Annotated in this window: 18 protein-coding genes, 1 tRNA gene, 1 other RNA gene and 1 pseudogene; 4 read left to right on the top strand and 17 right to left on the bottom strand. The window is 60.4% G+C overall.

Translation table 11 applies throughout. The annotated features are described in order from the left end of the window. Position 1 precedes the first annotated feature (1 nt). The 15 genes and pseudogenes from H3S97_RS02720 to ffs form a co-directional block, all read right to left on the bottom strand. On the bottom strand, positions 2 to 847 hold the full coding sequence (locus tag H3S97_RS02720) for an energy-coupling factor ABC transporter ATP-binding protein (RefSeq protein WP_198219532.1): 846 nt from the start codon (positions 845 to 847) through the stop codon (positions 2 to 4). Then, complete coding sequence (locus H3S97_RS02725; protein ID WP_198205760.1) at positions 844 to 1584, bottom strand: energy-coupling factor transporter transmembrane component T; 741 nt, start codon at positions 1582 to 1584, stop codon at positions 844 to 846. Before H3S97_RS02725 ends, H3S97_RS02720 begins: the two co-directional genes overlap by 4 nt. Next, complete coding sequence (locus H3S97_RS02730; RefSeq protein WP_232342754.1) at positions 1581 to 2186, bottom strand: ECF transporter S component; 606 nt, start codon at positions 2184 to 2186, stop codon at positions 1581 to 1583. The genes H3S97_RS02725 and H3S97_RS02730 overlap by 4 nt, the downstream gene beginning before the upstream one ends. Positions 2187 to 2310: 124 nt before the next feature. Continuing rightward, entirely contained in the window at positions 2311 to 3717 is a 1407-nt protein-coding gene (locus H3S97_RS02735) for an MFS transporter (protein ID WP_198177200.1), read from the bottom strand. Between the two features lie 18 nt (positions 3718 to 3735). Continuing rightward, positions 3736 to 4680: a nucleoside hydrolase gene (locus H3S97_RS02740; RefSeq protein WP_198219534.1), complete on the bottom strand. Its 945-nt coding sequence runs from the start codon at positions 4678 to 4680 to the stop codon at positions 3736 to 3738. A gap of 328 nt (positions 4681 to 5008) precedes the next feature. After that, positions 5009 to 6049 carry a substrate-binding domain-containing protein gene (locus H3S97_RS02745; RefSeq protein WP_332468256.1) on the bottom strand — a complete coding sequence of 347 codons (1041 nt, stop codon included), beginning with the start codon at positions 6047 to 6049 and terminating at the stop codon, positions 5009 to 5011. A 325-nt stretch (positions 6050 to 6374) separates the two neighbouring features. After that, positions 6375 to 6448: transfer RNA gene (locus H3S97_RS02750), tRNA-Lys, on the bottom strand. Between the two features lie 95 nt (positions 6449 to 6543). Further along, entirely contained in the window at positions 6544 to 8064 is a 1521-nt protein-coding gene (locus H3S97_RS02755; RefSeq protein WP_198178361.1) for a formate--tetrahydrofolate ligase, read from the bottom strand. Positions 8065 to 8103: 39 nt separating this feature from the next. Beyond that, complete coding sequence (locus H3S97_RS02760) at positions 8104 to 9630, bottom strand: C69 family dipeptidase (RefSeq protein ID WP_198219536.1); 1527 nt, start codon at positions 9628 to 9630, stop codon at positions 8104 to 8106. A gap of 193 nt (positions 9631 to 9823) precedes the next feature. Further along, positions 9824 to 10396 (bottom strand): YbhB/YbcL family Raf kinase inhibitor-like protein, encoded by a 573-nt coding sequence (locus H3S97_RS02765; RefSeq protein WP_198219537.1) that lies wholly within the window; start codon positions 10394 to 10396, stop codon positions 9824 to 9826. Between the two features lie 74 nt (positions 10397 to 10470). Beyond that, on the bottom strand, positions 10471 to 11631 hold the full coding sequence (locus H3S97_RS02770) for a DNA polymerase III subunit delta' (protein ID WP_198219538.1): 1161 nt from the start codon (positions 11629 to 11631) through the stop codon (positions 10471 to 10473). A 323-nt stretch (positions 11632 to 11954) separates the two neighbouring features. Further along, positions 11955 to 12608: pseudogene (gene tmk / locus H3S97_RS02775) on the bottom strand (dTMP kinase); the annotation flags it as partial. Beyond that, a complete protein-coding gene (gene topA / locus H3S97_RS02780; RefSeq protein WP_198219540.1) occupies positions 12605 to 15481 on the bottom strand; it encodes a type I DNA topoisomerase in 2877 nt (958 codons plus the stop codon). The pseudogene tmk and the gene topA, both read right to left, overlap by 4 nt. Before the next feature lie 148 nt (positions 15482 to 15629). Continuing rightward, entirely contained in the window at positions 15630 to 16649 is a 1020-nt protein-coding gene (locus H3S97_RS02785; RefSeq protein ID WP_198219541.1) for a phosphatase PAP2 family protein, read from the bottom strand. Between the two features lie 98 nt (positions 16650 to 16747). Next, positions 16748 to 16838, bottom strand: an RNA gene (gene ffs, locus H3S97_RS02790) — signal recognition particle sRNA small type. A 236-nt stretch (positions 16839 to 17074) separates the two neighbouring features. Between ffs and glf the strand changes: the two genes are divergently transcribed. Beyond that, the gene (gene glf / locus H3S97_RS02795; RefSeq protein WP_198178372.1) at positions 17075 to 18253 is read left to right on the top strand and encodes a UDP-galactopyranose mutase; all 1179 of its coding nucleotides are present in this window, start codon (positions 17075 to 17077) and stop codon (positions 18251 to 18253) included. A 26-nt stretch (positions 18254 to 18279) separates the two neighbouring features. Here glf and H3S97_RS02800 read toward each other — a convergent pair whose 3' ends face one another. Then, complete coding sequence (locus H3S97_RS02800; protein ID WP_198178373.1) at positions 18280 to 18990, bottom strand: TetR/AcrR family transcriptional regulator; 711 nt, start codon at positions 18988 to 18990, stop codon at positions 18280 to 18282. Positions 18991 to 19184: 194 nt separating this feature from the next. Here H3S97_RS02800 and H3S97_RS02805 point away from each other — a divergent pair, with 194 nt between their 5' ends. Both H3S97_RS02805 and H3S97_RS02810 read left to right on the top strand, forming a co-directional pair. After that, on the top strand, positions 19185 to 20435 hold the full coding sequence (locus tag H3S97_RS02805; RefSeq protein WP_198219542.1) for an MFS transporter: 1251 nt from the start codon (positions 19185 to 19187) through the stop codon (positions 20433 to 20435). A gap of 12 nt (positions 20436 to 20447) precedes the next feature. Next, positions 20448 to 21971, top strand: a complete 1524-nt coding sequence (locus H3S97_RS02810) for an alpha-N-arabinofuranosidase (protein WP_198219543.1) — start codon at positions 20448 to 20450, stop codon at positions 21969 to 21971. Between the two features lie 159 nt (positions 21972 to 22130). Here H3S97_RS02810 and H3S97_RS02815 read toward each other — a convergent pair whose 3' ends face one another. Then, the gene (locus H3S97_RS02815) at positions 22131 to 23273 is read right to left on the bottom strand and encodes an inositol-3-phosphate synthase (RefSeq protein WP_029678243.1); all 1143 of its coding nucleotides are present in this window, start codon (positions 23271 to 23273) and stop codon (positions 22131 to 22133) included. A 171-nt stretch (positions 23274 to 23444) separates the two neighbouring features. On the opposite strand from H3S97_RS02815, the gene H3S97_RS02820 reads away from it, so the two are divergent. Beyond that, on the top strand, positions 23445 to 25691 hold the full coding sequence (locus H3S97_RS02820; RefSeq protein ID WP_198219544.1) for a transglycosylase domain-containing protein: 2247 nt from the start codon (positions 23445 to 23447) through the stop codon (positions 25689 to 25691). Positions 25692 to 25723: the final 32 nt, after the last annotated feature.

Genomic DNA, 25723 nt, shown 5'->3' on the forward strand with positions numbered 1-25723 from the left:
CTCAGGCCCCTTTCCGTCCGTAGCGTTCTATGGCATCCTCGACCGAGAGCGGCGCGGGATCATTCAACCCCAGCTTCTTGTTGCGCTCCAGAAAGAAGCGGGTGACCTCGGGCAACTGACCACCATGATCCAAGACCTGCGGATCGGTCAGCACACGACGCGCTGGCCCACTCATGGCCACCCGGCCGCCTTCCATGAGGATGACCAGGTCACTATAACGGGCCACCAGATCGATTTTGTGCTCAACCAGGATGACGGTCTTGCCCTGGCGCTTGAGCAGAGCGATGATGTTGAATACATCCTCGGTGCTCTGCGGATCCAGCTGGGAGGTGGGTTCATCCAAAACGACGATGGGCGGGTCCGTCACCAACACCGCAGCAATGGCCACGCGCTGCCGCTGCCCGCCGGAAAGCTCCAGCGGATTGGCATCGGCGATGTCGCCCAGGTGAAGCAGCTCTATCATGGCATCCACTCGTGCGGCCATCGCCTCCCTCTCTATGCCAAGGTTCTCCAGCGCATAGGCGATCTCCTCCCGCACATTGTCCTTGACACCGGACATCTGAGTAAAAGGGTTCTGAAAGGAGTAGCCGACGGTTTCGGTCAGTTCCGCGTCATCGTATTGCTCCACAGGCCTTCCGGCCAGCTGAACCAGACCCGTTGGCTCTCCCCGATAAAAGCGCGGTATGAAGCCGCGGATCAGATTGCAGATGGTGGTCTTCCCCGATCCGTTGGCACCCAGAAGCGCACAGACCTGCCCCTGCTCCACCTGGAAGGAGACATCACGCACGGCATCCTCACGGCCCAGAGGATAACGGTAACCCACATGTTCCAGACTGATGACACTCATTTCCAGACCCTCCATACGATGAACAGGATCAACAGCAGCAAGCAGATCACCTGAATCACCCGGTCGATCGTGTGTTTGTCCAGGCGATAGAGGGAGGTCTTGGGAACAGGCGCCAAGAAAGCACGGGATTGCAAGGCCAGAGCGTGTTCCTCGGTCTGCTGAATCAAGGAGAAAATCAATGGTCCCAGCATGGGCACGAAGGACTTCACCCGTGCCCAGGCGTTGCCCTCGGTCTCGATGCCGCGGGATTTCTGCGCATCCATAATGGTCCTGGAACGGTTGATCACCTGAGGGACCATGCCAATGGTCGACATGATCACGAACGTGACCTTCTTGGGCAGATGCGCTTGTTCCATGGCGTAGACCATGTCCTTGGGCGTGGTCACCTGGAAGTACCACATGATGGCCGAAGCGCTGGATACGATTCTGGAAGTGATTCCCAGGCTCTTGTCCAGACCCGTCGGAGACAAGGCAATGAATGCCCAGATATGCGCGCTGTCTGGATAGCGGACGATGAAGACCTGCACCAGGAAGATTACCAGAACGACAGTGCCCACGGATGAGAGGAAGGCCTTGAAGAACCTCATGCCGTTACCGGCCATAATCGCCAGCAACAAGAAAACCGGGAACATGGCATATTGCAGAATGTACCCAGGGGTGAAGATGCCGACAATAATGGCAAGCAGCACCAGGGCCGCCTTGGAGGACGGATACAGTCGGTCTATGAAACCAGTCATGATGCCGCGGCAACCTTCCTGACATAGGGGGATCCGTAATTGAACTTGATCAGGAACCTGTCCGGCAATTTGCGCAGAATCACCCAGCTGACCGAGACGTCGATGGCTGTGGAGGCCACTGCAGTAAAGATGCTGGTCGAAAAAACCGACTTGATCAGGCTGGTCCCCGTCACCAGCAAGGCTGCCGTGAGCAGATCGCTGCCGGCACCGGTGACTCCGCCGAAGACAGCTATGGTGACCGGCGCCTTGACCACGGCCGCCGCAATGCTGATCACGAAGCAGGCAGCCACTGCGCCGACGATGTTCGTATACCACCGCCAGCGGGAGAGCAGCCCGGCCACAAACCCTGTAGCCATGGCAACCAATGCGTAGGGGAAGGCCACAGGATTGAGCATGCCGTTGATCACATTGCCCATGAGCCCCGTCACCAAGCCCACCCAAGGGCCGCCGAGCATTGACACAAAGAGGGTGCCTATCTGGTCGATAAAGATAGGGAATTTCAGAATCGAGGACAGCTGATAGCCCACCACATTGACCGAGACGCCTACTGGTATGAGCAGAAGGGCCAACAGCGAGAAGTCATATCGCAAACCACGTTTCATCATGGTTCCTTCCCGCGCCAAGAGGTACACTCCCGGCGCTACGGGTCCATGCCAGGTTCCCCACCAGTCCAAGGGACAGCAGGGAACCGGTCATGGAAATGCCGATGAATTCGCAATATTCTCGTCAGGCCTGCTGCTTGTCCTCTTTCACGTTCCTGAAGACGAAGTAGTAGGACACCATGCCAATGACAATGACCACCGCAAAGATGAAGCAGACATTGGAATAGATGAATGACTTATCTGTGTGGCCCATGGCAGGAATGATCTTCTTGGCCAGACCAGAGCCCGACATGAGCACGCCTGCAACGGCTATCATGGCCGTGTTGATCAGTCGGTTGAGCAGATTGTTGACCGCCATGCACCGCCCTACAACATCATTGGGCAGAGAATTCGGCAGAATCGAATTATATGCCGGGTAGATAACCGTATATCCAACCCCGAAGAGAGCAAGGGCTATCCACATGAAGATGATGTTTCCGCCCAGGCAGAATCCGAACATCAACTGTGAGAGCAGGATGATCAGGCATCCCAACTGGAAGCCTTTCTTCGACCCGATCTTATTGGTGATGAATCCTGATGACATACCAGAGAGAAATGCACAGATGTTAGCGGGCAAATACATCATGCCGACTGTCGCGCTGCTCACATCGTAATTGGCCTTGATAAGGAAGGGGAAGACGAAGAAGAAAGACATCTGTACCCCATAGACGATGGCGCCGACCAGCGAACCCGACACCAACTTAGGTACCTTGAACAGGGTGATATCAATAATGGGGTTCTTGACCATCTTGGAGCAGATCACATAGACCACGACGGATGCAAGCGCCAAGCCCCACCACATAATCGTATTCTTGTTGATGGCCATAAGAATCAACGCAAAAGCGATCGAAAAGATCACAATGGAAACCACATTCATGCGTTCGGCAGGCTGCTTGCCGGTCTCCTTGGCCTTGTCAGGAAGATATTTGCGAACGGCCGGCAGGGCGATGAGCACTATAACAGGCACGATCATGGTCATCTGCCATGACAGGTATTTGCTGACGAATCCGCCGAACACAGCACCCAAGGCAGCTGACAGCTGATACATGGCTGTATTGAAACCAAGGTACTTGGCCTGCTTATCGGCAGACAGATACTTGCGCACGAAGACTACGAAACATCCAGGAATAACAGCAGCGCCGGCTACCTGCACCGATCTGGCGGCGATGATCAGCCAGAAAGAGAACTGGAAGGCAACCATCAGGATGGAGCCGATGCCGAACATAGCCGTTCCGACAGTGAATAGCTTACGCGGCGATACATCGTCCGACAGCGTGGAATAGATGGCGCCGCCCACGCCGAATACCAGGGATGCTATGGTCGTCAGCCAACCCACCTGAGCCGGGGAAAGAGCGAAAGTCCCGGCAATGTCAGGCGAAACAATGCCAAACATCTTATCGCTGAAGACCTGCATGAAGCAGATGAAGATCATGAAAGGCATAGCCTTGAGGATCAACGACTCCTCAAGCTCGTCGGTAGATTTCTCGTTCATTGCTCTCAATTGCCTTTCCTAGCGAAGTACCGCGTCCATGTGGGCGTAGAAGTCTTTCATGAACCGCTCGCCGTCCACGCTCAGGGCCACCTTGGTGGTAGGCTCTTCGGCCACCTTGTCGAGGTTCTCCACGGTATCGCCATCGGCTTCCCCAGAAGTCACGACGGTGATGTTCATCGGGATGGTAGTGACCAGATCAGGATGCATGGCTACACCAACAGCCAGAGGATCATGCAAAGCACAGCCCGCCAGATAGGGGTGGTGAACCCGGTAGGCCTCAAGATAAAACCCCACGGCCTTACTGAGAATCTTGGCGCTTTCACTGTCATAACCCTGCCAGACCTTCAATTCCTTCCCAGTAAGCAGAGTCTTCCTGGTGACATCCAAGCCAACCATGGTGATGGGGACTCCCGATTCGAAGCAGATCTTGGCCGCTTCTGGATCCACCATCACATTCGCCTCGGAATAAAGATTGCAGTTCCCCGGGGTTATAGCTGCACCAGCCATACTGACCATGCTGAAACCTGGAAGGGGACCGTCGGGGAATCGCAGCAACACCTTGGCCATGTCGGTCATGGGCCCAGTGGTGATGATCTGCAGGTCTTCCCCGTAACGTTTGATGCTGTCAACGATAAAGTCGACCGACTCTTCCGGAGTGGCATCGCCACTGATATCAGGAAGGTTTTGATTGCCCAGTCCATCCATGCCATGAAAAGTGCCCGAATATTCTCGATCACGCTGCAATGGCTTTTCAGATCCCATGTAAACCGGAATCTGGTCGCCCTTGCCAAGACTGTTCACAATGTGCTTGGTGTTGGAGTAGGTCTTGGGGACAGTAGCCATGCCATAGGAGGCACAGATCCCGATCAGGTCAAGATCCTCGTGAGACAGGGCATAGCAAAGTGCGAGGGCATCGTCCACACCCGTGTCAACGCATAGAATTGATTTCTTCCGGCTCTCCATTGATTTCCTCGTTTCCGTTCCTCTCGGAACTTCCGTCAACCGGAATCAGACGAGCTGCCACGCGACATTCTCGTCAGCATCGATTCCCGCATCCGCAGTCATCCACCGCCCGGTCGTCGTGACCGTGAGGCTTGATGGCCGGCATTACTCTCCCCCGCAATTCCACGGAAAGTCGACGCTTCGTCATCATCCGGTGTACAGCGTTCACGCCATTGGTTTAACGTTTTACCGCTGTCGTATGATTACGATAAAACGTTAAATCATCGCTGTCAACAGCGGCGCGTCAATACCGGATGTCCAATATCAGGTATGGTATATGGCCTTGCAATCAGTTCCGAAGCATCGGGCCGATCGAATCCCTGGCAATGAAGATGGTAGGAATAGCGACCATGTGCCGCTCCATGCTGTCGTTGGCCTCTTGTGGCGAAGCAACCTTCCCGTCATCGTCAGCGGCATCCTCACGGGCCCCGATCAGCTCCAGCACCTCCCGCACACCTCGGCGACCCATCTCCTGGGCCTGTTGGGATATGACCGACACCTGCGGGGTCATCAGCCGAAAGACCTCGATGTCATCGAAGGAAACCACCGAGATATCCGCCCCGATGACGAGCTGACGCTTCTGCATCAACCCGATCATGGTGATGGCGTCCGGCGAGTAGCCGAAGATGACAGCCGTGACATGGTGGGCCATCAGCACATCCAGACCCGCCACACGCGAGTCGTACTCCCCCTGGCAATCCACGACCGGGCAGTCACAGTCCGGCATCATCTCGGCAGTCAGCTCACGGAAGGCGCTCTCCCGCTCATAGAGGGTGGTCGAAGCCAGCGAGGAATGCGAGACGAAGCCGACGCGGCGATGGCCTTTCCGGTAAAGAGCCTGCAGGGCCTGACGTATACCCTGACCGGGGTCTGAAACGATGTAGGGCACCGAAGTCAGACCAGGCACCCGCCGGTCCACGAAGACCAGGGGCAGCCCCCACCTGACCACATCCTCAATGCCGTGGGTGGGCACCCCTTTGGGCACAACGATGGCCCCGTCGATCCGCTGTCCCATGATGTTGCGCAAAAAGGAATCCTGTCGGGCCGAATCCTCGCCGAAAGAACCAATCAGCGTCGAAATGCCACGGGCATAGAGCTCCTCCTCCATGGAGGCAACCATGTCTGCGAAATAGGCATTGCGCAAGTCCGGCACCAACAGCCCCACGGTCTTGACCGGATCAGAACGCATGGCCCGGGCCCGGGAATCAGGCACGTAGCCCATGGACTTGACCATGCTCAGCACAAAGTCTCTGGTCTTGCGCGAAAAGCGGCCTTTGCCGTGCAGGATCTGCGAGACGGTGGTGGGTGATACCCCCGCCCGTTCAGCCACATCGCGAATGGTCACATACGTCAACGCCAGCCCCCTTATGCCTACCCAAGAGAGCAGGCTCCCTACTCTTCTGCCATCATCAAGATACCTCACGACCACCGCCGTGCCCGTGAAGGATGCAGACAGGCGACGCGAGGAACACGCCACCCGATTCATCGTCAGACCCCAGTGTGTCCCGTTTCGGCAAGGTCTCGTTTTAGGCCGAGAGTGCCAGAATTCCCCTGATGCTATTTGGTATACATTTAGCATACATTTTGGATTCTTCGAATATTGCCAGGATATGAAGAAGCCCAGCAACCACTGCGATTGCTGGGCTTTGACTCTGTGCCCCCACGGGGGCTCGAACCCCGGACACGCTGATTAAGAGTCAGCTGCTCTAGCCAACTGAGCTATAGGGGCAGGGCACTTTCAAGAGCCAAGTAGATACTATACACGGTTTCGGCAGGCCCGCAACACGGCGCGTCACAGACCTGTCGAATCCATGCATAGGTTGCTCAGACGATCTTGGGCATGGGCGTGGTCAGGGAAGTAGTCAGGTTCACCTGCAGGAGGCCGGCGCCCGTATGGGCCTCGACCTTCTTCAGAGTGACCGTGCGCTTGTCCTGGTCGGCCCGGTCGTCGTCGGTCATGGTAGCCGGCGATTTGACCGCCACCACCACCAAATCGTCGAGGGAGATGCCTGCCTTGTTGCAGAGGTCGGAGGCCGCTTGGAGGCTGTCCTGGAAGCCCTCACGCTCAACGACCCGATCAGCCGGCACACCGTAGGCGCTCTGGGCGATCCAGCGAATCCGATCCGGCACGGACATATCATGCAGGCTGGCTGTATCCGCCTGGGCGTTCACGGGCTCCTGCAAGGCCTTGATCAGATCGTCCAGCTGAGGCTCGAGGGCCTTGCCCCCGTCACGGAAGAGATTGCCCGCGATGGGCCTGCGGAAGCCCAGGCCGTCGGCGGTCTGTCGCAGGGAATCCACCTGGTCGTCCTCACCCTCCCAGAGGTTGATCAGCGGGAAGGTGGGGATGCCCAGTCCCTCCAGACGGTGCACGTGGAAGGGGTAGCGCCAGCTCAGCTTGGGATCGTCCCGCCAGGTGGTGGCACGGGTGACGACCACGGCTGCGGCCGGCCACTGGGCCCCATACTCGCGGGCGGCGATGTCCAGCCACTTCTGGGCGCCGGCATCGGCTCCGTAGCCTGCCTCGACGACGACCACATCGTGCCTGGCGCAGGCCATCTCCACGGACACCAGGCTGGGGATGCCGATGGAAACGTTGGCGAATGGCCCGCCATGCACATAGACCGGAGAGCCCTCCAAGGTCTGAGTGAAGGCTGGCTTGACCGCGTCTGTCAGAATGCCGGTGATACGCCAAAGGTCCACAAATTCACCGAAGGTGACCGGACGGCCATCCAAGGTCCCTGCGATCATGGCGGCCACACGCCGTTCGATCTCCTCCATGCTCCGGGAGAGCACCACAATCTGCATGAGCTCACAGGTGGGAGTGAGCACGGTCCGCTCAGGCAGGTCGCCCTTGCCTCGGTCCACGGTGATCTGCCGCAAGGACCGTGAGGGCACCTCACTGACGCGGGGCACCAGGACGGTGTCCAACCGGCCCTCGTCCACAGCCTTCTCCGCAAAGGAGACCAAGAGGTTCTGGGCGGATTCGATGGCCGCCATCTCCCCGCACAGACCCCAGTCCACCAGCTCGGGATGAGTCAGGGAGGACTTGCCGCCACCGGAGGCGCCACCCTTGGACCCGGCAGCGGTAATGCCCATGCTGGGCTGACGCAGGACGGCTGCGGCGTCCACCCCCCGGGCGCGCAGAGCGTCGATCAGGGCGATGGTGGTCGTGGTCTTGCCCTCCCCTCGCGAAGCCTTGAGCGGGGTGTCTGCGGTAACCAGCAGCACCCGGCCATGCTTGCGCGGCATATCCGGATGATCCTGCAGATCCTTCAGGTAGCCGAAGGCGTCGATCTTGTCAAACAGGCCGTACGGCCTGACGTAATCGTCGAAGCCCGTCATGAGGCTCTCCTCCTTTATGATCCTTGTCAATCGGATGGCTCAGTTGTCGGACAGGTGGTAGCCGTTGCGCATGCCCATGCTGACCGTATAGAGCACCTGGCTCAGCAGGTCGTCGGTCTCCTTGCGCAGACGGTCGGCCATGTCCTGATTGGCAGCCTCCAGCACCTGGCGGACCTCGGGGTTATCCGTGCCCTTATCGGCGCCCTCCAGCCTGGCCACCTGTTCATCCGCAGCGGCGATCAGACGATGGCCCTCGCCTCCAACGCTCTGCTGGTAGCGTTCGACTGCAGCTGAAGTGCCAGCGAAAGCCGAGTCGCACAGTGCAGCAATTAACCGATCGGACCAGTAGAGGCTGTCGGTGGAGACACGATCCGTAGCGTTGGCGAGATAATCAGGCGTCCGTTCCACATTGGCATAGAAGGGAACCAAGGCATTGAAGGCGTTGGACCCGTAGGACATCCACTGGATGGCCCGGCAGGATTCAGGCCGGTAGGGGCGCAGCTGGATCAGGGCCAGCTGGTCGTTGCGGTTGATGCCGATAGGCCGGTAGAGCCCCTTGGTGTGCTCGTCGCCGGTCCGCCCATAAGGATCGTAGGGCGTGCCCTGATAGTGGGAGCTGAGCAAGTATTTGACATCCTCCACTGTAACCAGACGCTCGGGCTGGCGGCACCAGGGGATGTTGTCGCTGGTGGGAGCATGATCGGCGTCCGGCCCATCCCAAATCTCGTCATAGGGATTGAGGAAACGCTGCATGTACCAGGCGCGAGGCGTGTTGTATACATGGTCTGAATCACTATGGGAACCAAAGGCATCGCGGGGATTGAAGGGCGAAGCTGTCTCCACAGCCAGGTTCAGGTGGTTGTCGGCAATGAACTCCCGCATGTCGGCCGAGCAGAGGTGGTCGGTTTGATCCCCGAAAGCGTCGTCCAGATCGAACTCGTCGATGCCCAGCTGGTTGGGCATGGTCACATAGGAGTCATCGGGCACCCGCTTGGCTATCCAATGGTGGCCACCCACGGTTTCCATCCACCAGATCTCATCCACGTCGCTGAAGGCGATGCCATTCATCTCATAGGTGCCGTAGCGCTCCAGCAGGGAGCCCAACCGCTGGACACCCTCCCGTGCCGAGTGGATATAGGGCAGGACGATGGTGACCAGATCCTCCTCGCCGATGCCTCCGGGCACCTCGGCCAGGTAGCCCTCATCGCCGGGACGGCCCTGTGCAGGGGTGAGCTCCACCAGCGGATCGGCGCCCAGAACGCGCTCGTTGGTAGTGATGGTCTCGGTGGCCGACATGGCCACATTGTCGCTGTTGACGCCCGCCTCGGCCCAGAGCCCCTGATCGAGCACGGCGTTGGGCACCGAGGTGTAACGCATGGGATCCTTGGGCAGATCAATCTCCAGGTGGCTGATCACGCTGCGGTAGTGTCGGGGCTGCTGGTCGGGAGTGACCAGGACGAAACGCTTGGGACGGAACTCCCCGTTGGCTGAATCCTCATTCCGAGCGATGATGGTGGACCCGTCGTAACTGGCGTGCTTGCCTATCAGAAGCGTGGTGCAGGGCATGTAAACGTCTTCCTTTATCTGGTCGCGGTCAACTGTCATCACCAGCCCAAAGGTCGGGGGACCCCTGTCCCACCCGACTGCGTGTGCAGACAGGGATGACGGCCGTCTGCGCACTTGGGGCATGGCCTCACTCTAGTGCCAGACAACCCCAATATCAGTCCCAATATCAGAGGATGTGCGCTAAATCAAATTCTCATGCATCGGCAGGCAGCCAGGCACGAGCCGCTGCGGCCACAGGCTGGGCGGAATGGATGGCATGGGCCAGGGCATTCAGCCAGAACCCTTCCTCCAGACCCGGCAGAGCCTCTTGTGTAGCCCAGACCGACAGCACATAGTCATGAACCCGGTCCGGAGGCGTAGGACCGTTGTAACGCATAAGCACGGCGGGGTCGTCAGCGATCTCCTCCTCCATGACCAGGGGTGAGGCCGCCGAGGTACGTCCTTGGGGCACGCCGGGAATCAGATTAGACAGATTCCTGGAGAAGTCTTCGGGAATGGCCAAAACGGAGCTTCCGCCCACATCAGACTGCAGGGCAGCCAGAGCGTCTACGGGCAGGTTGGCCAGGGACCAGTGAATCCAGGGGAAGCCACACACGGGCACGGAGTCAGGGTCCACCAGCATCCAGTGCAGGTAGCGGGCCTCCCGAGGCACATCCTCGAGCCGAAAGGGGAAGGAGACTACAGGACGTCCCTTGCGCGTGAGGGACTGAGGGGCGCGCTTGGCGTACCGATCGGGAATAGTGCCGAAATCAGTGATAATCCTCATGATTCGATTCTCGCCCGCCCAGCCGACGAGGTCAAGTTCATCCTTGGCCGACAATTGCGGCAATTGTGTCATACTCAGACCAGCAGAGTGCAGAAGAGAGCCTCGAAGACCAGGAGCGGCGAACCGTTGGCAGCCAGTCTCCTGCGAGCCCGGGCAATCAGCTGGATGCGTTCAATGGCCCCCTGCCTGGAGAGCCTGACGGACAGATCAGCAATTGCCGCCCGATTCTCCAAATTGACCAGGCCAGCCTTCTCCTCAGCGCCGTTCTGCAGGACGCCCACATCCCGGTAGACGCTGGACAGGGTGCTTAAATTGCGATCCAGCACATCCCGGGTCAGTCTGGTGACCCTACGGCGAACCTGATCCTTGCCACCCAAGGCATGATAGGCCCCACGAAGCTGACGGGGAATACGTTCCTTGTCCCTAAGACCGTTGATCTGCCGAAACTCCCGCTCGTCCCTGGCCACCTCATCGTCCACGGTGGCAGTGGCCTGGTCCCGGGCCGCATCCACCACCCGGCCAGCCAGGATCACGGCATCCGAAGCGCGTCTAAGGCCCAGCAGGCCCACTACCAGCTCATCACGGTCTGCCAGGACCTGATCTTTGGTGGCGTAGAGACGGGCGATGCCGATGTGCCCCTGGGCCAGACGGGCGGCCTTGGTGGCCAGGGGCCGGTCCACCCCCACCTGGTCAGTCAGGAAATCGGCCACTGCGGTGTTGGACGGCACCGCCAGGTTGAGCACTCTGGTCCGTGATCGGATGGTGGGCAGCACGTCCTGGGCGCTGGGTGCGCACAGAAGCCAGATTGTATGCTCGGCAGGCTCCTCGATCTCCTTGAGCAGCACATTGGTGGTCCGCTCCAGCATCCGGTCCACGTCTTCGATGATGATGACCCGCCAAGGCGAGGTTGAAGGCATCTGCTCCGAGGTCATGATCAGCTCCCTGACCTCGTTGATGCCGATGGTGACCTTGTTGGTGGACAGTATGGTCACATCCGGATGGGTTCCGGCCAGGACCTGCTGGGTGACGCGGGTGGGTTGGTCGCTCAGTCCCTGATCCGGACTGATCAGGGCCGCCGCGAAAGCCCTGGCCAGATTGGATCGCCCTGATCCAGGCGGGCCGCAGATCAGCCAGGACTGCGCCACCTCGTCATGACCCTGCGCCTGAGCGGCCACCGTCCGCTTGAGCAGATCAACCGTGGGCTGCTGGCCCACAATGGCATCCCAGACGCTCATCGGGTCTTCCGCAGGAGTCGGGACCGGAGCAGCCGCCGAGCGCGGGAACCTACAGGAACCGAATCGTCGTCAGCATCCCCTCCGACTGTCGCTGCCTCCATGTCCTGGTCGTCCTGGTCGGCATCAGCCTCCGGTGCCTGATCGGGCGTATCCATAGCCTCGGTCCAATCCGACTCGGCATCCTGCTCATCGTCCTCATAGCCTGCCGTCGATTCATCCGCGTCGGCATCGTCATGGGTGTCAGCGTCGTCATTGTCATCATCGACATCCGGGAGTTCATCGTCGACCTGTGGCAGATCTGGCTCGCGCCCTTCGACCAACTTGTCCAAATCGTCCTGGATGATCTGCCAGACCTGGTCGATGGATTGGGTGGCATCGATAACCAGGAACCGGTCGGGCTCATTCTGAGCCAACTGCAGGAATGCCTGACGCACATGCTGCTGAAAGTCATCGCCAGCCGACTCCAGCCGATCGGGCTCATGATCCAGACGCGACTCGGACTGGGACGGATCCGCGTCCAGCAGGTAGGTGCGCTTGGGCATAAGGCCCTGACTGGCCCACAGGCTCAGCCGACGAATCACGTCCTCCGACAGATCACGGCCTCCGGCCTGATAGGCCACTGAGGAATCCAGATAACGGTCGCAGAGCACAATATCTCCGCGATCCAGAGCCGGACGCACCACCTGGGCCACATGCTCGGCCCGGTCCGCCGCGTAGAGCAGAGCCTCGGTCCTTGGGGCAAGATCGTCGGAGGCGTCAACCACGTCGGTGCCCCCGGTCACGGCCACCGAGGGAAAAGCGGCCAAGCCATGAAGGACGAGTTCCCGGATGGTCAAGCCGACAGGGGTGCCGCCCGGCTCGCGGGTAACCAGGGATCGCAGGCCACGTTCCTGCAGATAGTTGTGCGCTTGTTGGACCTGGGTGGTTTTGCCTGCACCATCCACGCCCTCGAAGGAAATGAACAAACCATCGCTCATGCCTGATGCTCCCTAGTCCTGGAAGTCTTGGTAGTTTTAGTCTTCTTTGTGGTTTTGCGGGCGCGGGTGGCCGACTTGCCAGCTGTAGATTTGCTGGACGCCGACTTCCGCGTTGTCGACTTGCGGGCAGTCGACTTGCGGGTGGTCCGGCCGCGCCGCTTGGTGGGTCCGGCCGCGCGCTTCTCTGCCAGCAGGCGGAAGGCCACCTCCGGCTCGATGGACTGGGCCGTGTACTGCTTGGGCAGGGTCCTGTTGGTCTGCCCGTCGGTGATGTAGACGCCGTAGAACCCGTCCTTGATGGTGACGGGTTTGCCGCTGTCAGGGTCCGTACCCAGCTCACGAAGAGGGGGCTTGGCCGCGCTTCGGGAACGCCGTCCGTACTTGGGCTGGTCGAAAAGGGCCTTGGCCCCGACCTGGTCGATAGTGAAGATCTGCCCCTCGTCTGTCAGCGAACGTGTTTCGGTGCCGCCGTCTGTCTTGGTGGCCGTCAGATAGGGGCCATAACGGCCGTTGCTGGCTGTGACGGTGGCCTGACTGGTTTCTCCCGTCTTGGCATCGGTCAGTTCGATGCTGCCCACCGTCCTGGGCAGGCTGAGCAGCTTCAGGGCATCCTCCAAGGTGACCGTATCCGGATCCATGGTCTTGAAGAGCGATGCCATTTTGGGCTTAGGACCAGTCTGCTTGGCTGTCCGTGCGGTCTTGCCGGTCGGCTTTTTCTGCTCAGAAGCTTCCTCCTCGGGACTGATCAGGGCCACATAGGGTCCGAATCTGCCCTTACGCACCTCGACCCGACCGCCGGTCTGCGGATCCTTGCCCAGCTGACGGGGACCGCCGGCGTTGGATGCAATCAGTTCATGGCCCGCCGCCACGGTCAGCTCGTCCGGAGCCATGGTGGGCGGCAGTGAGGCCCGCTTGGGGTTGCCGTCGGCATCCAGGTCGGCCGTATCCTCAAGATAGGGGCCATAGCGGCCGACCCTCACCTGCAGGCCATCGCCTATCTCGATGGTGTTGATCTTGCGGGCGTCGATGTCACCCAGCTGGGCCACCTGCTCCTGCAGACCCTGATGGGCCTGGTCGGCGTTCTGAGCGGCACCCAGGCCCGAACCGAAGTAGAACCGAGTCAGCCAGTCCTTGCCTCGCTCCTTGCCGTGGGCGATCATATCCAGACCGTTCTCCATCTGTGCCGTGAATTGGTAGTCCACGTACTTGGGGAAATTGGTCTCCAACAATCCGACTACCGAAAAGGCCAACCAGGAGGGAATCAGGGCACGGCCACGCTCGTAGACGTATCCGCGGTCGATGATGGTCGAAATGATGCTGGCGTAGGTGGAAGGCCTGCCGATCTCCTTGGCCTCCAGGGTCTTGACCAGAGAGGCCTCGGTGTAACGGGCCGGCGGCTGGGTTTCATGCCCCTCAGGTTCTACCGAGGCAGCACGAAGTACGTCCCCCTGCTGGACCGGAGGCAGGGATGAATCCTCATCGTTCTGCTCAGAGCCTGCGCCCATGGCCTTGAGGAAGCCAGGGAACTTGATGACGGTGCCTGAAGCCTGGAAGAGGGCCGTTCCCTCCTTGCCGGCCTTCGCCGCCAGGCGGATGGTGGCCGTGGACCCGGTGGCGTCGGCCATCTGCGAAGCCAGGGTGCGCCGCCAGATCAGGGTGTAGAGCTTGAGCTGGTCAGGAGCCAGACGGTCGGCCAAATCCTGGGGCCTATGAAAGGTGGAGCCGGCGGGCCGGATGCACTCGTGGGCCTCCTGGGCGCCGGCGGTCTTGGTCACATACTGCTTGGACTCAGCCGAAAGGTATTCAGCACCATACTCACGCTCGACCCCCTTGCGGGCAGCGGCAATGGCCTCCTGGGAGAGGGTGACCGAATCCGTACGCATGTAGGTGATGAACCCGTTCTCATAGAGCCCCTGGGCTGCGCGCATGGTGGCCCGTGAACTCATGCCCAGCCGGTTGCCAGCCGTCTGCTGCAGGGTAGACGTGGTGAATGGGGGCTGGGGACGCCGCCGATAGGGCTTGGTCTCCATACCCGTCACCGTGAAGTCCTGATCCTTCAGCGCCTCAGCCAGGTTCCGGGCATCCTGCTCATCCAACTGCAGGACCTGCTCCTTGGCAGCGGCCTGTGTCAGCTTGCCCTCGGAGGTGAAGTCCTTGGAGACCGCCAGCCGCTGCTCCCCCAGGCCGATCATCCGTGCCTGAAAACCGTTCGACGACGCCGATTCCCCGGCATCCTCCTGCATCAGACGCGCCAGTAAATCCCAGTAGGAGGCCTTGACGAAGGCCATGCGCTCACGTTCGCGCTCCACAATCAGCCGGGTCGCCACAGACTGGACACGCCCGGCGCTCAGCCCCGGTCCCACCTTGCGCCAGAGCACCGGAGAAAGCTCGTAGCCATAGAGCCTATCCAGCACCCTGCGGGTCTCCTGGGCATCGACCATGTGGGCATCCACGTCCCTGGTGTGCTTGAGCGAATTCTTGATGGCCTCCGGGGTGATCTCATGAAAGACCATGCGCTTTACCGGCACCTTGGGTTTGAGGGTCTGGACCAGGTGCCAGGCGATGGCCTCCCCCTCGCGATCCTCATCAGTGGCCAGATAGAGTTCGTCGGCGTTCTTCAGCGCCTTCTTGAGCTCGGACACCGTGTGCTTCTTCTTGTCGTCCACGATGTAGTAGGGCTTGAAACCATCGTTCACGTCTACGCCGAACTTGCCGTAAGCCTTCTTTTGGGAGGCCGGGATCTGCGATGGCTGGGCCAGGTCGCGGATATGGCCCACTGAGGCCATGACCGTATAGCCCTTGCCCAGGTACCCGCCGATCTTCTTTGCCTTGGTTGGCGACTCAACAATGACGAGCTTATTGCCGGATGCCATGGCCTCTCCTTATATTGTGGTCTTTCGCACGCCATCTTACTCACGAGATTCCGTCACCATGCAAATCAAGGGGTTATGTGCACGGCTGTGGATCCCTGAGTCCGATGGTGGATGAATCAGAGGTGCTCAGTACGCTCAGGGATTGGTTTCAGTCATTTTGAGGCGGAGCCGGAGGCCGACCGACAAGGCCCATCCTGGTCAGAGGCGAGGCCGTGATCTGCCTCATTGCCAGAACCAGTCCCAGGGTCAGCGACAGAACCGAGGCCATCATTATGACAGCCGAGCAGTGCACCCCATAGGCCGTCCACCGGGCTCCAATCTCCAGACCAGGACTGACCTGCCAGATGACATAGCAGGCGTAGAGAACTCCCAGGAACCCCGCAACCAACATCAGTGTGGAGACAATCTGGATCGAAGCCGATGACATTCTGGTCCCAGGGATATCCATCCCGCTTCCCCGGGTAACGGCCAAAGCAATAAGACAGAGGCCGGCCGGAATAAGAATGCCCATGATCACGTCTGAGGGTCGGTGCCAGCCACCCTGCACCAGCGAGCAGCCCACGGACAGATCAAAGGCGAACCCTATCAAGGCGACCGGGGCCCTCCAAACGCGCGGCACCACACAGAGCAGGGCCAGGACCACCGCCAGAGCCAGGATGGTGTGCCCCGAAGGAGCCGAATTGGCTGCGGAGGCCTGGGCATGAATCAGCACAGGGCGAGGCAGGAAGCGTTTGAGAATGCGTGCAGCCCCGTAAACCACCAGAGCATAAACCGCAACCTGGCCAAGCAGCCACCACCGGCGTCGGACCAGAAGTACCGCCAGGGCTGCAAGACCCAGCACCACGCAGATCACCACAGTCACATAAGGAATGGTGAACAGTCCCAGGTAGGCCTTGACCAGGGGCGCCTGGTCAAGGAAACCTCGGAAGTTGGTCAGGGCCATGTCGTCATAGGTCTGCCCGGGCACAGTCCAGACGGCCGCCCACCAAACCAAAACTGACAGACCCAGGCAGGCCAGGCCGGCGACCAGGCACAGGACCAGGGCTGAAATCCGGGGGCGAGACGTCAAGGGATCCCGGTCAATATGACTGCCATCCTCTTCGGTCTGCTCATTCGGGCTCCGGTACCAGGTCTGCTGCGCTTCGCCCTGCTTGTGCTTGTTGGTCATACCTCAAGACTCTATCCAACCCCTGGGTCGACAGCCGACACCCCGTCCGACTAACGCGTTGTTTTCACGACTCCAGCCAGCTCGGGCAGGACACACATGGAAAACTCCCACGCACCCGCCAGAGGCCACTTACCCTTGCTGCATTCCTGCCCTGGGGGGATTGGGTGACATAACGCCACGTGAGAGCAAGTCACTATGATAGCAGACGGGCTCCATTTGTCCACTGGAAAGCGCCGACCCATCCATGTCAGGTGCGTATTCGGTCGATATTGCCGCCCGCAGCTTCCCTGACCAGACCTGTTCGCTAACATGTAGGCAACAGGATCGCCGTAATCCAGCGGTCGATCACGGATCATGCCGGACGATGGCAATAGATAGTAAATAGCCCGGCATCACAGCGACAAGGGATGGATGGCTGAAGACGAATGGCTGATATGGATGCTGATTTGGTGATTGTGGGTGCTGGCCTGTTCGGTCTGACCGTGGCCCAGCAGGCCGTCGAGCACAGCGGAGCCCGGGTACGCATAATCGACGTGCGCGACCACATCGGCGGCAACGCCTACTCCTACATGGATGAGGAGACCGGAGCCGAAATCCACAAGTACGGTGCCCACCTCTTCCACACCTCCAACCGCAAGGTCTGGGAGTACGTCAACCGCTTCACCGAATTCACCGACTACACCCACCGGGTCTACACCACCCATAAGGGCGAGGTCTACCCCCTGCCCATCAACCTGGGCACCATCAACCAGTTCTTCCACGCCCACTACACCCCCCAGCAGGCCCGGGAACTGATCCGGGAGCAGGCTGGCGAGCTGGCAGGGACCGACCCGAGCAACCTGAATGACCAAGGCATCTCTCTGATCGGCCGGCCCCTGTACGAGGCCTTCATCAAGAATTACACGGCCAAGCAATGGCAGACCGACCCCTCCCAGCTGCCCGCCTCCATCATCAAGCGGCTTCCGGTGCGGTTCAACTACGACAACCACTACTTCAAGGACACCTGGGAGGGACTGCCCAAGGACGGCTACACGGCCTGGTTCGAGCGGATGATCGACGACCCCCGCATCCAGGTGAGTCTGCAAACCGACTTCTTCGACAACTCCCAGCCCTGGAATCGGGATGCTCTGGTGGGACAGGTCCCCGTGGTCTACACCGGCCCGGTCGACCGCTACTTCGACTATCGTCTGGGCGAGCTCAAGTGGCGGACCGTGGACTTCAAGGAGCGCCGCTACGACGAGGACGACCACTTCGGTTGCCCGGTCATGAACTTCTCCGATCCTGACGTGCCCTACACCCGCGCCATCGAGTTCAAGAACTTCAACCCCGAACGCTACGACCGGCAGAACCATGAGCGCACTGTGGTCTGGGAGGAATACAGCCGCTTCGCCGGCAAGGGCGACGAGCCCTACTACCCCATCAACACCAGCGACGACCGGGCCCTCTATACCCAGTACAAGCAGTTGGCGGCCCAACAGCCGAAGGTGGTATTCGGCGGCCGCCTGGGCACCTACGCCTACTATGACATGCACCAGGTCATCAACTCGGCCCTGGATGCCTGGGACAAGCGGATCGCTCCCCTGGTAGGCCCCGCCAAGGACTGAAACAGCACCCGATTCCTGTCGACCCTCTAGCGGCAATCATCCCACTGGGGTGACGGGAAGAGAATGGGTTCCGCCTTTGTCCACAGGGCGATCATGTCGTCGTCGGGATTGGTCAGTGCCTGGATCTGCACTCCATCCATGGTGCAATAAACGGTTCTAATCAACCGGTGGAAGGCCGACCGATCCCGATAGGGCTCAGGCAGCTTCCAACGGATCCCATCCATAAAGTCGATCATCCGGGCATGGCGATTACGGTAGTACTCGTGTGCGGGATGAGCCGGATCGTGAGCCTCTACAGCCAAATGCATGAAGAGCATGACCAGGACCATACGCTCGGCGTTCTCCTTGACCAGACGACGCAGATAACCCGGCAGCGAATAGAGGGGATGCCCCTCCCGGTCTCGACCAATGGCCAGCTCATCGCGCTCGCCGGGCTTGGACCCAAAGGTGAAGGAACCCTGGTCGTAGTAGACCTGGATGACCAGGGAGAGCAGCTCCTCGCGCGTGCGGACGTAATGACGCAGTCCCGGCAAGGTCAGACCGACGGCATCCGCAATGGCCTGCATGGAGACACCATAGGTGCCATAGTAGGCGATCATCTGGGCGGCGACCTGGGCTATCTGTCTGCGGCGTTCACCGGGGGCCATCCGCTGGCGGGCGCCAATCGGGCGGCCCGGAAGGCGTCCAACCTGATCTCCGCCCGCCCTACTGGTGGTCTTCCTATTCGCATCACTCATCAGAATCATCATACCGTTGGCCGACAGACCGTCCTAAGCCGTACATAGCCCCTTTCCCTAGACGCTCCCTTGACGGAACCGCCCACAATGACCTGCCCTCTTGCTTATTTCATATATTTAAGATATAAAACAATACAGGAAGCACGGCGCTTCCCCACTGTGCACAGACGCACCGAAAGAGAGGGAGTTGGATAATGACACAAGCCGATTCAGCAGGCAGGCAAGAGCTCGGCACCGCAGCTAAAAGCCGATACTGCATTGCCTTCTTCGTTTTCAATCTGTTCTGGATGATGGCCCTGTCCATCGTCGCCTCGGTCCTGCTGCCCCAACGCCTGACCGACATCGCTCCGGGGTCCAAGGTGGCCATATCCGGGGTCTTCAACGCCACCACGGCCCTGACCTCCCTGGTGTCCAACCTGATCGTGGGCAACCTGTCCGACAGGACCCGTTCCATCTTTGGCCGCAGAACCCCCTGGGTCGTTTCCGGCGGCCTTATAGCCGGCATCTCGCTCTTCCTCATGGGCATCATTGCCAACGTCTGGGCCATCGGCATCTTCTACTGCCTGGCCATGGTCGGCCTGAACATGATGATCTCGCCAGTGGTCGCATCCCTTTCCGACCGTGTTCCCGAGTCACAGCGGGCCACCATGTCGGCATTCATATCGGCAGGCAATCTGGTGGGCAACTCCCTGGGTACGCTGGTCGGCGCCCGTTTCATCACCATGCAGATCCCAGGCTGGATCATGTCCGGCATGGTCATGGGCGTGGCCGGACTGGTCACAGTGGTCATCTGGCCCAAGGAGCCCTCATCAAAGGACATGCCCGCCTTGAGCAGCAGCCTGCGCTCCATTCTGGAATCCTTCCGCCCGCCTCGCCATGCGCCCGACTTTTGGATGGCCTTCGTGGGACGTTCCCTGCTCCTGTTCAGTTACTACATGATCCTCAACTACCAGCTCTTCATCCTCCAGGACTACATGGGCCAGTCCGTCAAGGACTCGGCGGCCACCATGTCGACCATGTCCCTGGTGCTGATTGTGGTCTCCATGATCGCCGCCCTGGGTGCCGGCCCGGTCTCCGACAGGATCGGCCGTAGGAAGATGCCCGTGGTCATCGCCAGCCTGCTTCTGGCCCTGGGCTATGCCATGCCCTGGATCATCCACAGCCCCCTGGGCATGATCCTGTTCACCGCCATCGGCGGCTTCGGCTACGGCATGTATGGGTCGGTCGACCAGGCACTCAACGTGGATGTCCTGCCCAATGCCGAGGAGGCCGGCAAGGATCTGGGCATCCTCAACATCGCCACCACCCTGGGCCAGATGGTGGGGCCCATGGTGACATCGCTGATCGTCTCGGTGACCAAGTCCTACCAGCTGGTTTTCCCCACCGCCATCGTCCTGGTGCTGCTGGCCTGCATCTTCATCAGCCGCATCCGCACCATCAAGTAAGGAGTCCAAACAGTGAGCATCCACATCGACCCGCGCCTGACTACCGGCACCATCAGCCCCTACCTGCACGGCCAGTTCATCGAATTCCTCGGCGAGTGCATCGATCAGGGACTATGGGTGGGAACGGATTCCTCCATTCCCAACACCGACGGCATCCGCACGGACGCCCTCAAGGCCCTGAAAGCACTGAAGCCTCCCCTGTTGCGCTGGCCCGGCGGCTGCTATGCCGACACCTACCACTGGCGTCAGGGGGTCGGGCCACGCGATCAGCGTCCGGTGGGGTACAACGAGAACTTCGGCACCTACCAACCCGACGGACACGGCTTCGGCACCGACGAATTCCTCAGACTGTGCCAGGCCGTTGGCGCCGAACCCTGGATCAACGTGAACATGTTGAGCGGATCCGTGGCCGAGATGCGCGACTGGATGGAGTACTGCAACCGTCCATCGGGCACGGCCATGTCAGCCATGCGGGCCGCCAACGGCCACCCCTCCCCCTATGGCGTGAAGTTCTGGGGTCTGGGCAACGAGCCCTGGGCCGGCGGGGGGACGATGACCCCGTCCATGTACGCGGACCGCTATCGGATGTTCGCCTCGGCCATGCCCACCTTCGCCGAGAACGGGGACCAGCCCCCGATGATCCGGCCCATCGCCTGCGGCCCGGACGGCAACAAGCCCATGGAACGGGTGCGCTGGACCAGGGATTTCTTCCAGGCTTTGGCCCAGTACCGCCAGCCGCCCATCGCCGCCTACGACCTGCACTTCTACAACTGGAACATCGACCATCCCGACGACACTTCCACCCGGTTTGATCAGGACGGCTGGGATCGGGTGATTCAAGGCGCCCTCGAACTTGGTGAGGTGATCGACCAGCAGTGGAATCTGATGCAGGCCTGTCTGGCCACCATGCCCCACCCTGAGAGCACCATGGATTCCAGGCTGACAAAGGTCGATCTGGTCATGGGCGAATGGGGCAACTGGCATGGCGATGCCTTCACGGCTCGTCCGGCGCTCCGGCAGCAGGTGACCATGCGCGACGCGGTCACCTCGGCCCTGACGCTGGATATCCTCCAATCCAGGTGCGACAAGGTGTCCATGGCCTGCAATGCCCAGACCCTGAACGTCCTCAACTCGCTGATCCTGACCGAGGACGACGCCACCATCCTGACCCCCAACTACGACGTCTTCATGATGTACCGGTGCCACCAGGGGGCCCGCGCGATACAGAGCCTGCCGGAGGCCGACAACCCTTCCCTGCACGTCTTTGCCTCGGTCAAGGACGGACACATCATGGTGGATCTGGTCAACGCCGACATGGCCTCGGCCGCCGAAGCGACATTGACCCTGCCCGAGCCTGTGCGTCCTGCGGGCATGCAAAGCCTTTCAACGCAGGATCCACATGCCTGCAACACCCGATCCGACCCGAACCAGGTCAGGGCCCGCCAGGCCGATGTCTCGGACATCCCCGAAGGACGTGAAATTACAGTCCGCCTGGATCCGGCCTCAGTGAATGTGCTTGACCTGGCCATGGTCTGAGGGTCAACAGCAGCAATCGGCTGGGTTGGGCACCATGCCTGCAATCCGCCGATTCAAATCTACAAACCAACCATATAAACAGCATGTGGCCGGTCCCTCCTTCGGGGGATCGGCCACATGTCCATATCAGATGCCCGATGGCAACTGGCGGAGTTCTACTCAGGCGTGCCAGACGTCCTTGCCGTTCTCCTTGGCGGCCTTGACATCGGCATCCAGGGCGCTCTCGTCGCCCTCCACCTTGCCGGCGATGTAATCCTCGACCAGCTGACGGGCCTCGTTGTCCTCATGCTGGACAGCGGGGGACTTCATGAAGTAGGAGCTAGGTGCCAGCACCGGACCCGCCAGATGGCGGTCCAGGGCTATCTTGGCGGCGCGTAGGGCATCGATGACGATGCCGGCCGAGTTGGGCGAATCCCAGACCTCAAGCTTGTACTCCAGATTCAGCGGGACGTCACCGAAGGTGGTGCCCTCCAGACGCACGAAGGCGAACTTGCGGTCATCCAGCCAGGCCACGTAGTCGGAAGGACCGATGTGGACGTTGTGGGGATCCATGTCGTGAGGGACGATGGAGGTGACTGCACGGGTCTTGGAAACCTTCTTGGACTCCAGGCGAGTGCGCTGCAGCATGTTCATGAAGTCCATGTTGCCGCCCACGTTCAGCTGATAGGTGCGGTCCAGGCGCACGCCGCGGTCCTCGAAGAGGCGGGCCATGACCCTGTGGGTGATGGTTGCGCCAACCTGGCTCTTGATGTCATCACCTACGATGGGCAGACCTGCATCGCGGAACTTCTGGGCCCATTCGGGGTCGGAGGCGATGAAGACAGGCAGGCAGTTGACGAAGGCACACCCGGCCTCGATGGCGGCGGTGGCGTAGGCCTTGTCGGCCTGCTCAGAGCCGACGGGCAGGTAGGAGACCAGCACATCGACCTTCTTGTCGCGCAGGACCTGGGCCACATCCACGGGCTCGGCATCCGACTCGGTGATCATCTTCTTGTAGTACTCGCCCAGCCCGTCGCCGGTCGGCCCGCGCAGGACCTCCACGCCCTTGTTGGGAACGTCGCAGAACTTGTAGGTGTTGTTTTGCGAGGCGAAGATGGCCTCGCTCAGGTCCTTGCCGACCTTGAGTGAATCCACATCGAAGGCGGTCACGAACTCCACGTCACGAATGCGGTAGCCGCCGAAATTGGCGTGCATGATGCCCGGGATCTTGTCATCATCCTTGGCGTCCTTATAATATTCGACTCCCTGTACCAGCGAGGAAGCGCAGTTGCCCACGCCCGCTATAGCTACACGGATGCTCATACAAACTCCTCTGATTTACTGAGTTATTCCAACCTAAGCATACCTTCTCCCTGTAGATAGGATGGTGGAATGGGCAGTACAGACCGCCAAGGATGGCGCAAACGTACGAAAATGATGAACGTTCAGCCTTAGGTCGAACAGTTTTCAGCCCCGCCGGTTAGCGTGGTTGGCATGGCCAATCAGACTCGTTCAGTCAGTTCGACCTCGCCCACACGCAGGACCCGGTCCGAAGCGCGCGGCAGCAGGAATCGTGCCGACAGGCTCACCTCGCGGCATGCCGACCGGAATCCCCGGGGCGGCGGACCACGTCGCAGACGGCCCCACAAGTCGCATCGCGTGCTTAAGTGGACCCTGGCCCTGCTGGGACTGGTGCTGGTCGCCGGGGCGGCGGCCTTCGCATACCTGTATCTGACCACTGAAATCATCCCGCCTGAGAAGCAGGCCCTGGCACAGAAGACCACGGTCTACTATGCGGACGGCACCACCCCCATCGGAACCTATGCCAACCAGAACCGGGAGATCATCGACTGCTCGGTCCTGCCCAAGTATGTGGGCAACGCGGTCGTCGCCTCGGAGAACCGCACCTTCTACAAGGACAACGGCATCGACCTGAAAGGCATCAGCCGAGCGCTCTTCAACAACGTGACCAAAGGCACCCGTCAGGGCGGATCCACCATCACCCAGCAGTATGCCGAGCGCTACTATCTGGGCGAGACCACCACCTACAAGGGCAAGCTGCGCGAGGCCATTCTCTCCTTGAAGATTTCCAGGACAGAGGATAAGGACACCGTCCTGTGCAACTACCTGAACACCATCTACTTCGGCCGTGGCGCTTACGGGATCCAGGCCGCCGCCCAAAACTACTTCGGCAAGGACGCCAAGGACCTGACCATGCCTGAGTCAGCCATGCTGGCTGGCATCATCCCCGCCCCGGCCTCCTGGGACCCGGCGGTCAACCCCAAGCAGGCCGAGTCGCGCTTCCGCCGCGTGCTGGCCATCATGGAGGAGGACCACTACATCAGCCATCAGGACCGGGCCAGCGCCCAAATGCCGCAGACCATCAAATACATGCCGCAGAACGTCTACCAGGGACCCAACGGCTACCTGCTGCGCATGGTCCGCAACGAGCTGTCCTCCGGCAAAAAGGCCCCCTTCACTGCGGACGACCTGGATACAGGCGGCTACCGGATCATCACCACCATACAAAAGGACAAACAGGATCTGATGTTCCAGGTGGCCAGTCCGTCCACAGGCAACAAGCATCTGCCGCCCACCCTGCAGATCGGAGGGCTCTCGGTCGAACCCAAGACCGGGGCCATCATCTCCCTGTACGCCGGTGACGACTACCTGACCCACCAGCTCAACAACGTGGATCAGGCGACCTTCCAGGTGGGTTCGACCATGAAGGCCTACACACTCCTGGGCGCCATCCAGGACGGGGTCAGCCTGAACACGGTCTTCAACGGCAATTCACCGCGTACCTTCTCCAGCGTGGGCAAGTCCGTCGCCAACGCCGGTAATGTCAGCTACGGGTACATCAACCTCTACTCGGCATTCGCCAATTCGGTCAACACGGTCTTCATGGACTTGGGCGAGCACGTGACCTCGCAAAAGGTTGCCCAAGTGGCCCACACAGCCGGCATCACCGGGAAAATCGACGATACGACCACCTTCGACACCCTGGGTGTGGACGCTCTCTCGGTCTATGACGTGACCCAGGGTTACGCCACTCTGGCCAACGGGGGGCAACGACCCAAACTGCACCTGGTCGCTCAGGTCAAGGACGCCAAGGATCAGGAGCTCTACACGGCCGCAATCCAGTCTGATCAGGTCTTCAACGCCGATCAGGTGGCTCTGCTGCAGAAGGCCATGACCACCACGGTCCAGCGTGGCACTGCGTCCTATGCCCGTTCCCTGGGGAGGCCCATCGCCGGCAAGACCGGCACGGCCAATGACCAGACCGCCATCTCCTTCATCGGATTCACCCCCTCGCTCCTGACCACCTTCGCCGTCTGGAACCAGGGGCAGGACGGCGGGGCCCTGAAGGTGCCGGATCGCTATCACGACGACTTCTATGCGGTCCAGCTCTTCACCCAATACATGAAGTCGGCCCTGGGCAACAGTCCGGTGGAGCGTTTCCCGGATGCAGAGGACCACGGCAAGGTCGGTGGCCCGGAAGGCAATTGGGGCACCGGATCCAGGCAGAGCAGCTCGTCCACGCGCAACCGTGAATACTCATACGCCCCCCAGCAGCGCTCCCAGCGCCAGAACTCCGAGCAGGGGCAGTCCGGATCCGGCAGTGGTTCAGGCGCTGGCGCTGGAGGTGGAACGGAGAACGAAGACAACAGCGGCAGCAATGAGGGCGGCAACGAAGGCAGCACTCAGGGCAACTCAGGGACCGAGTCAACCCAGGAGTAAACCAGCCAGCGGTATACCAGTTCAGACAATGT

Origin of the sequence: Bifidobacterium choladohabitans (assembly GCF_016102005.1) — a bacterium.
GTDB classification, from domain to species: Bacteria; Actinomycetota; Actinomycetes; order Actinomycetales; family Bifidobacteriaceae; genus Bombiscardovia; species Bombiscardovia choladohabitans.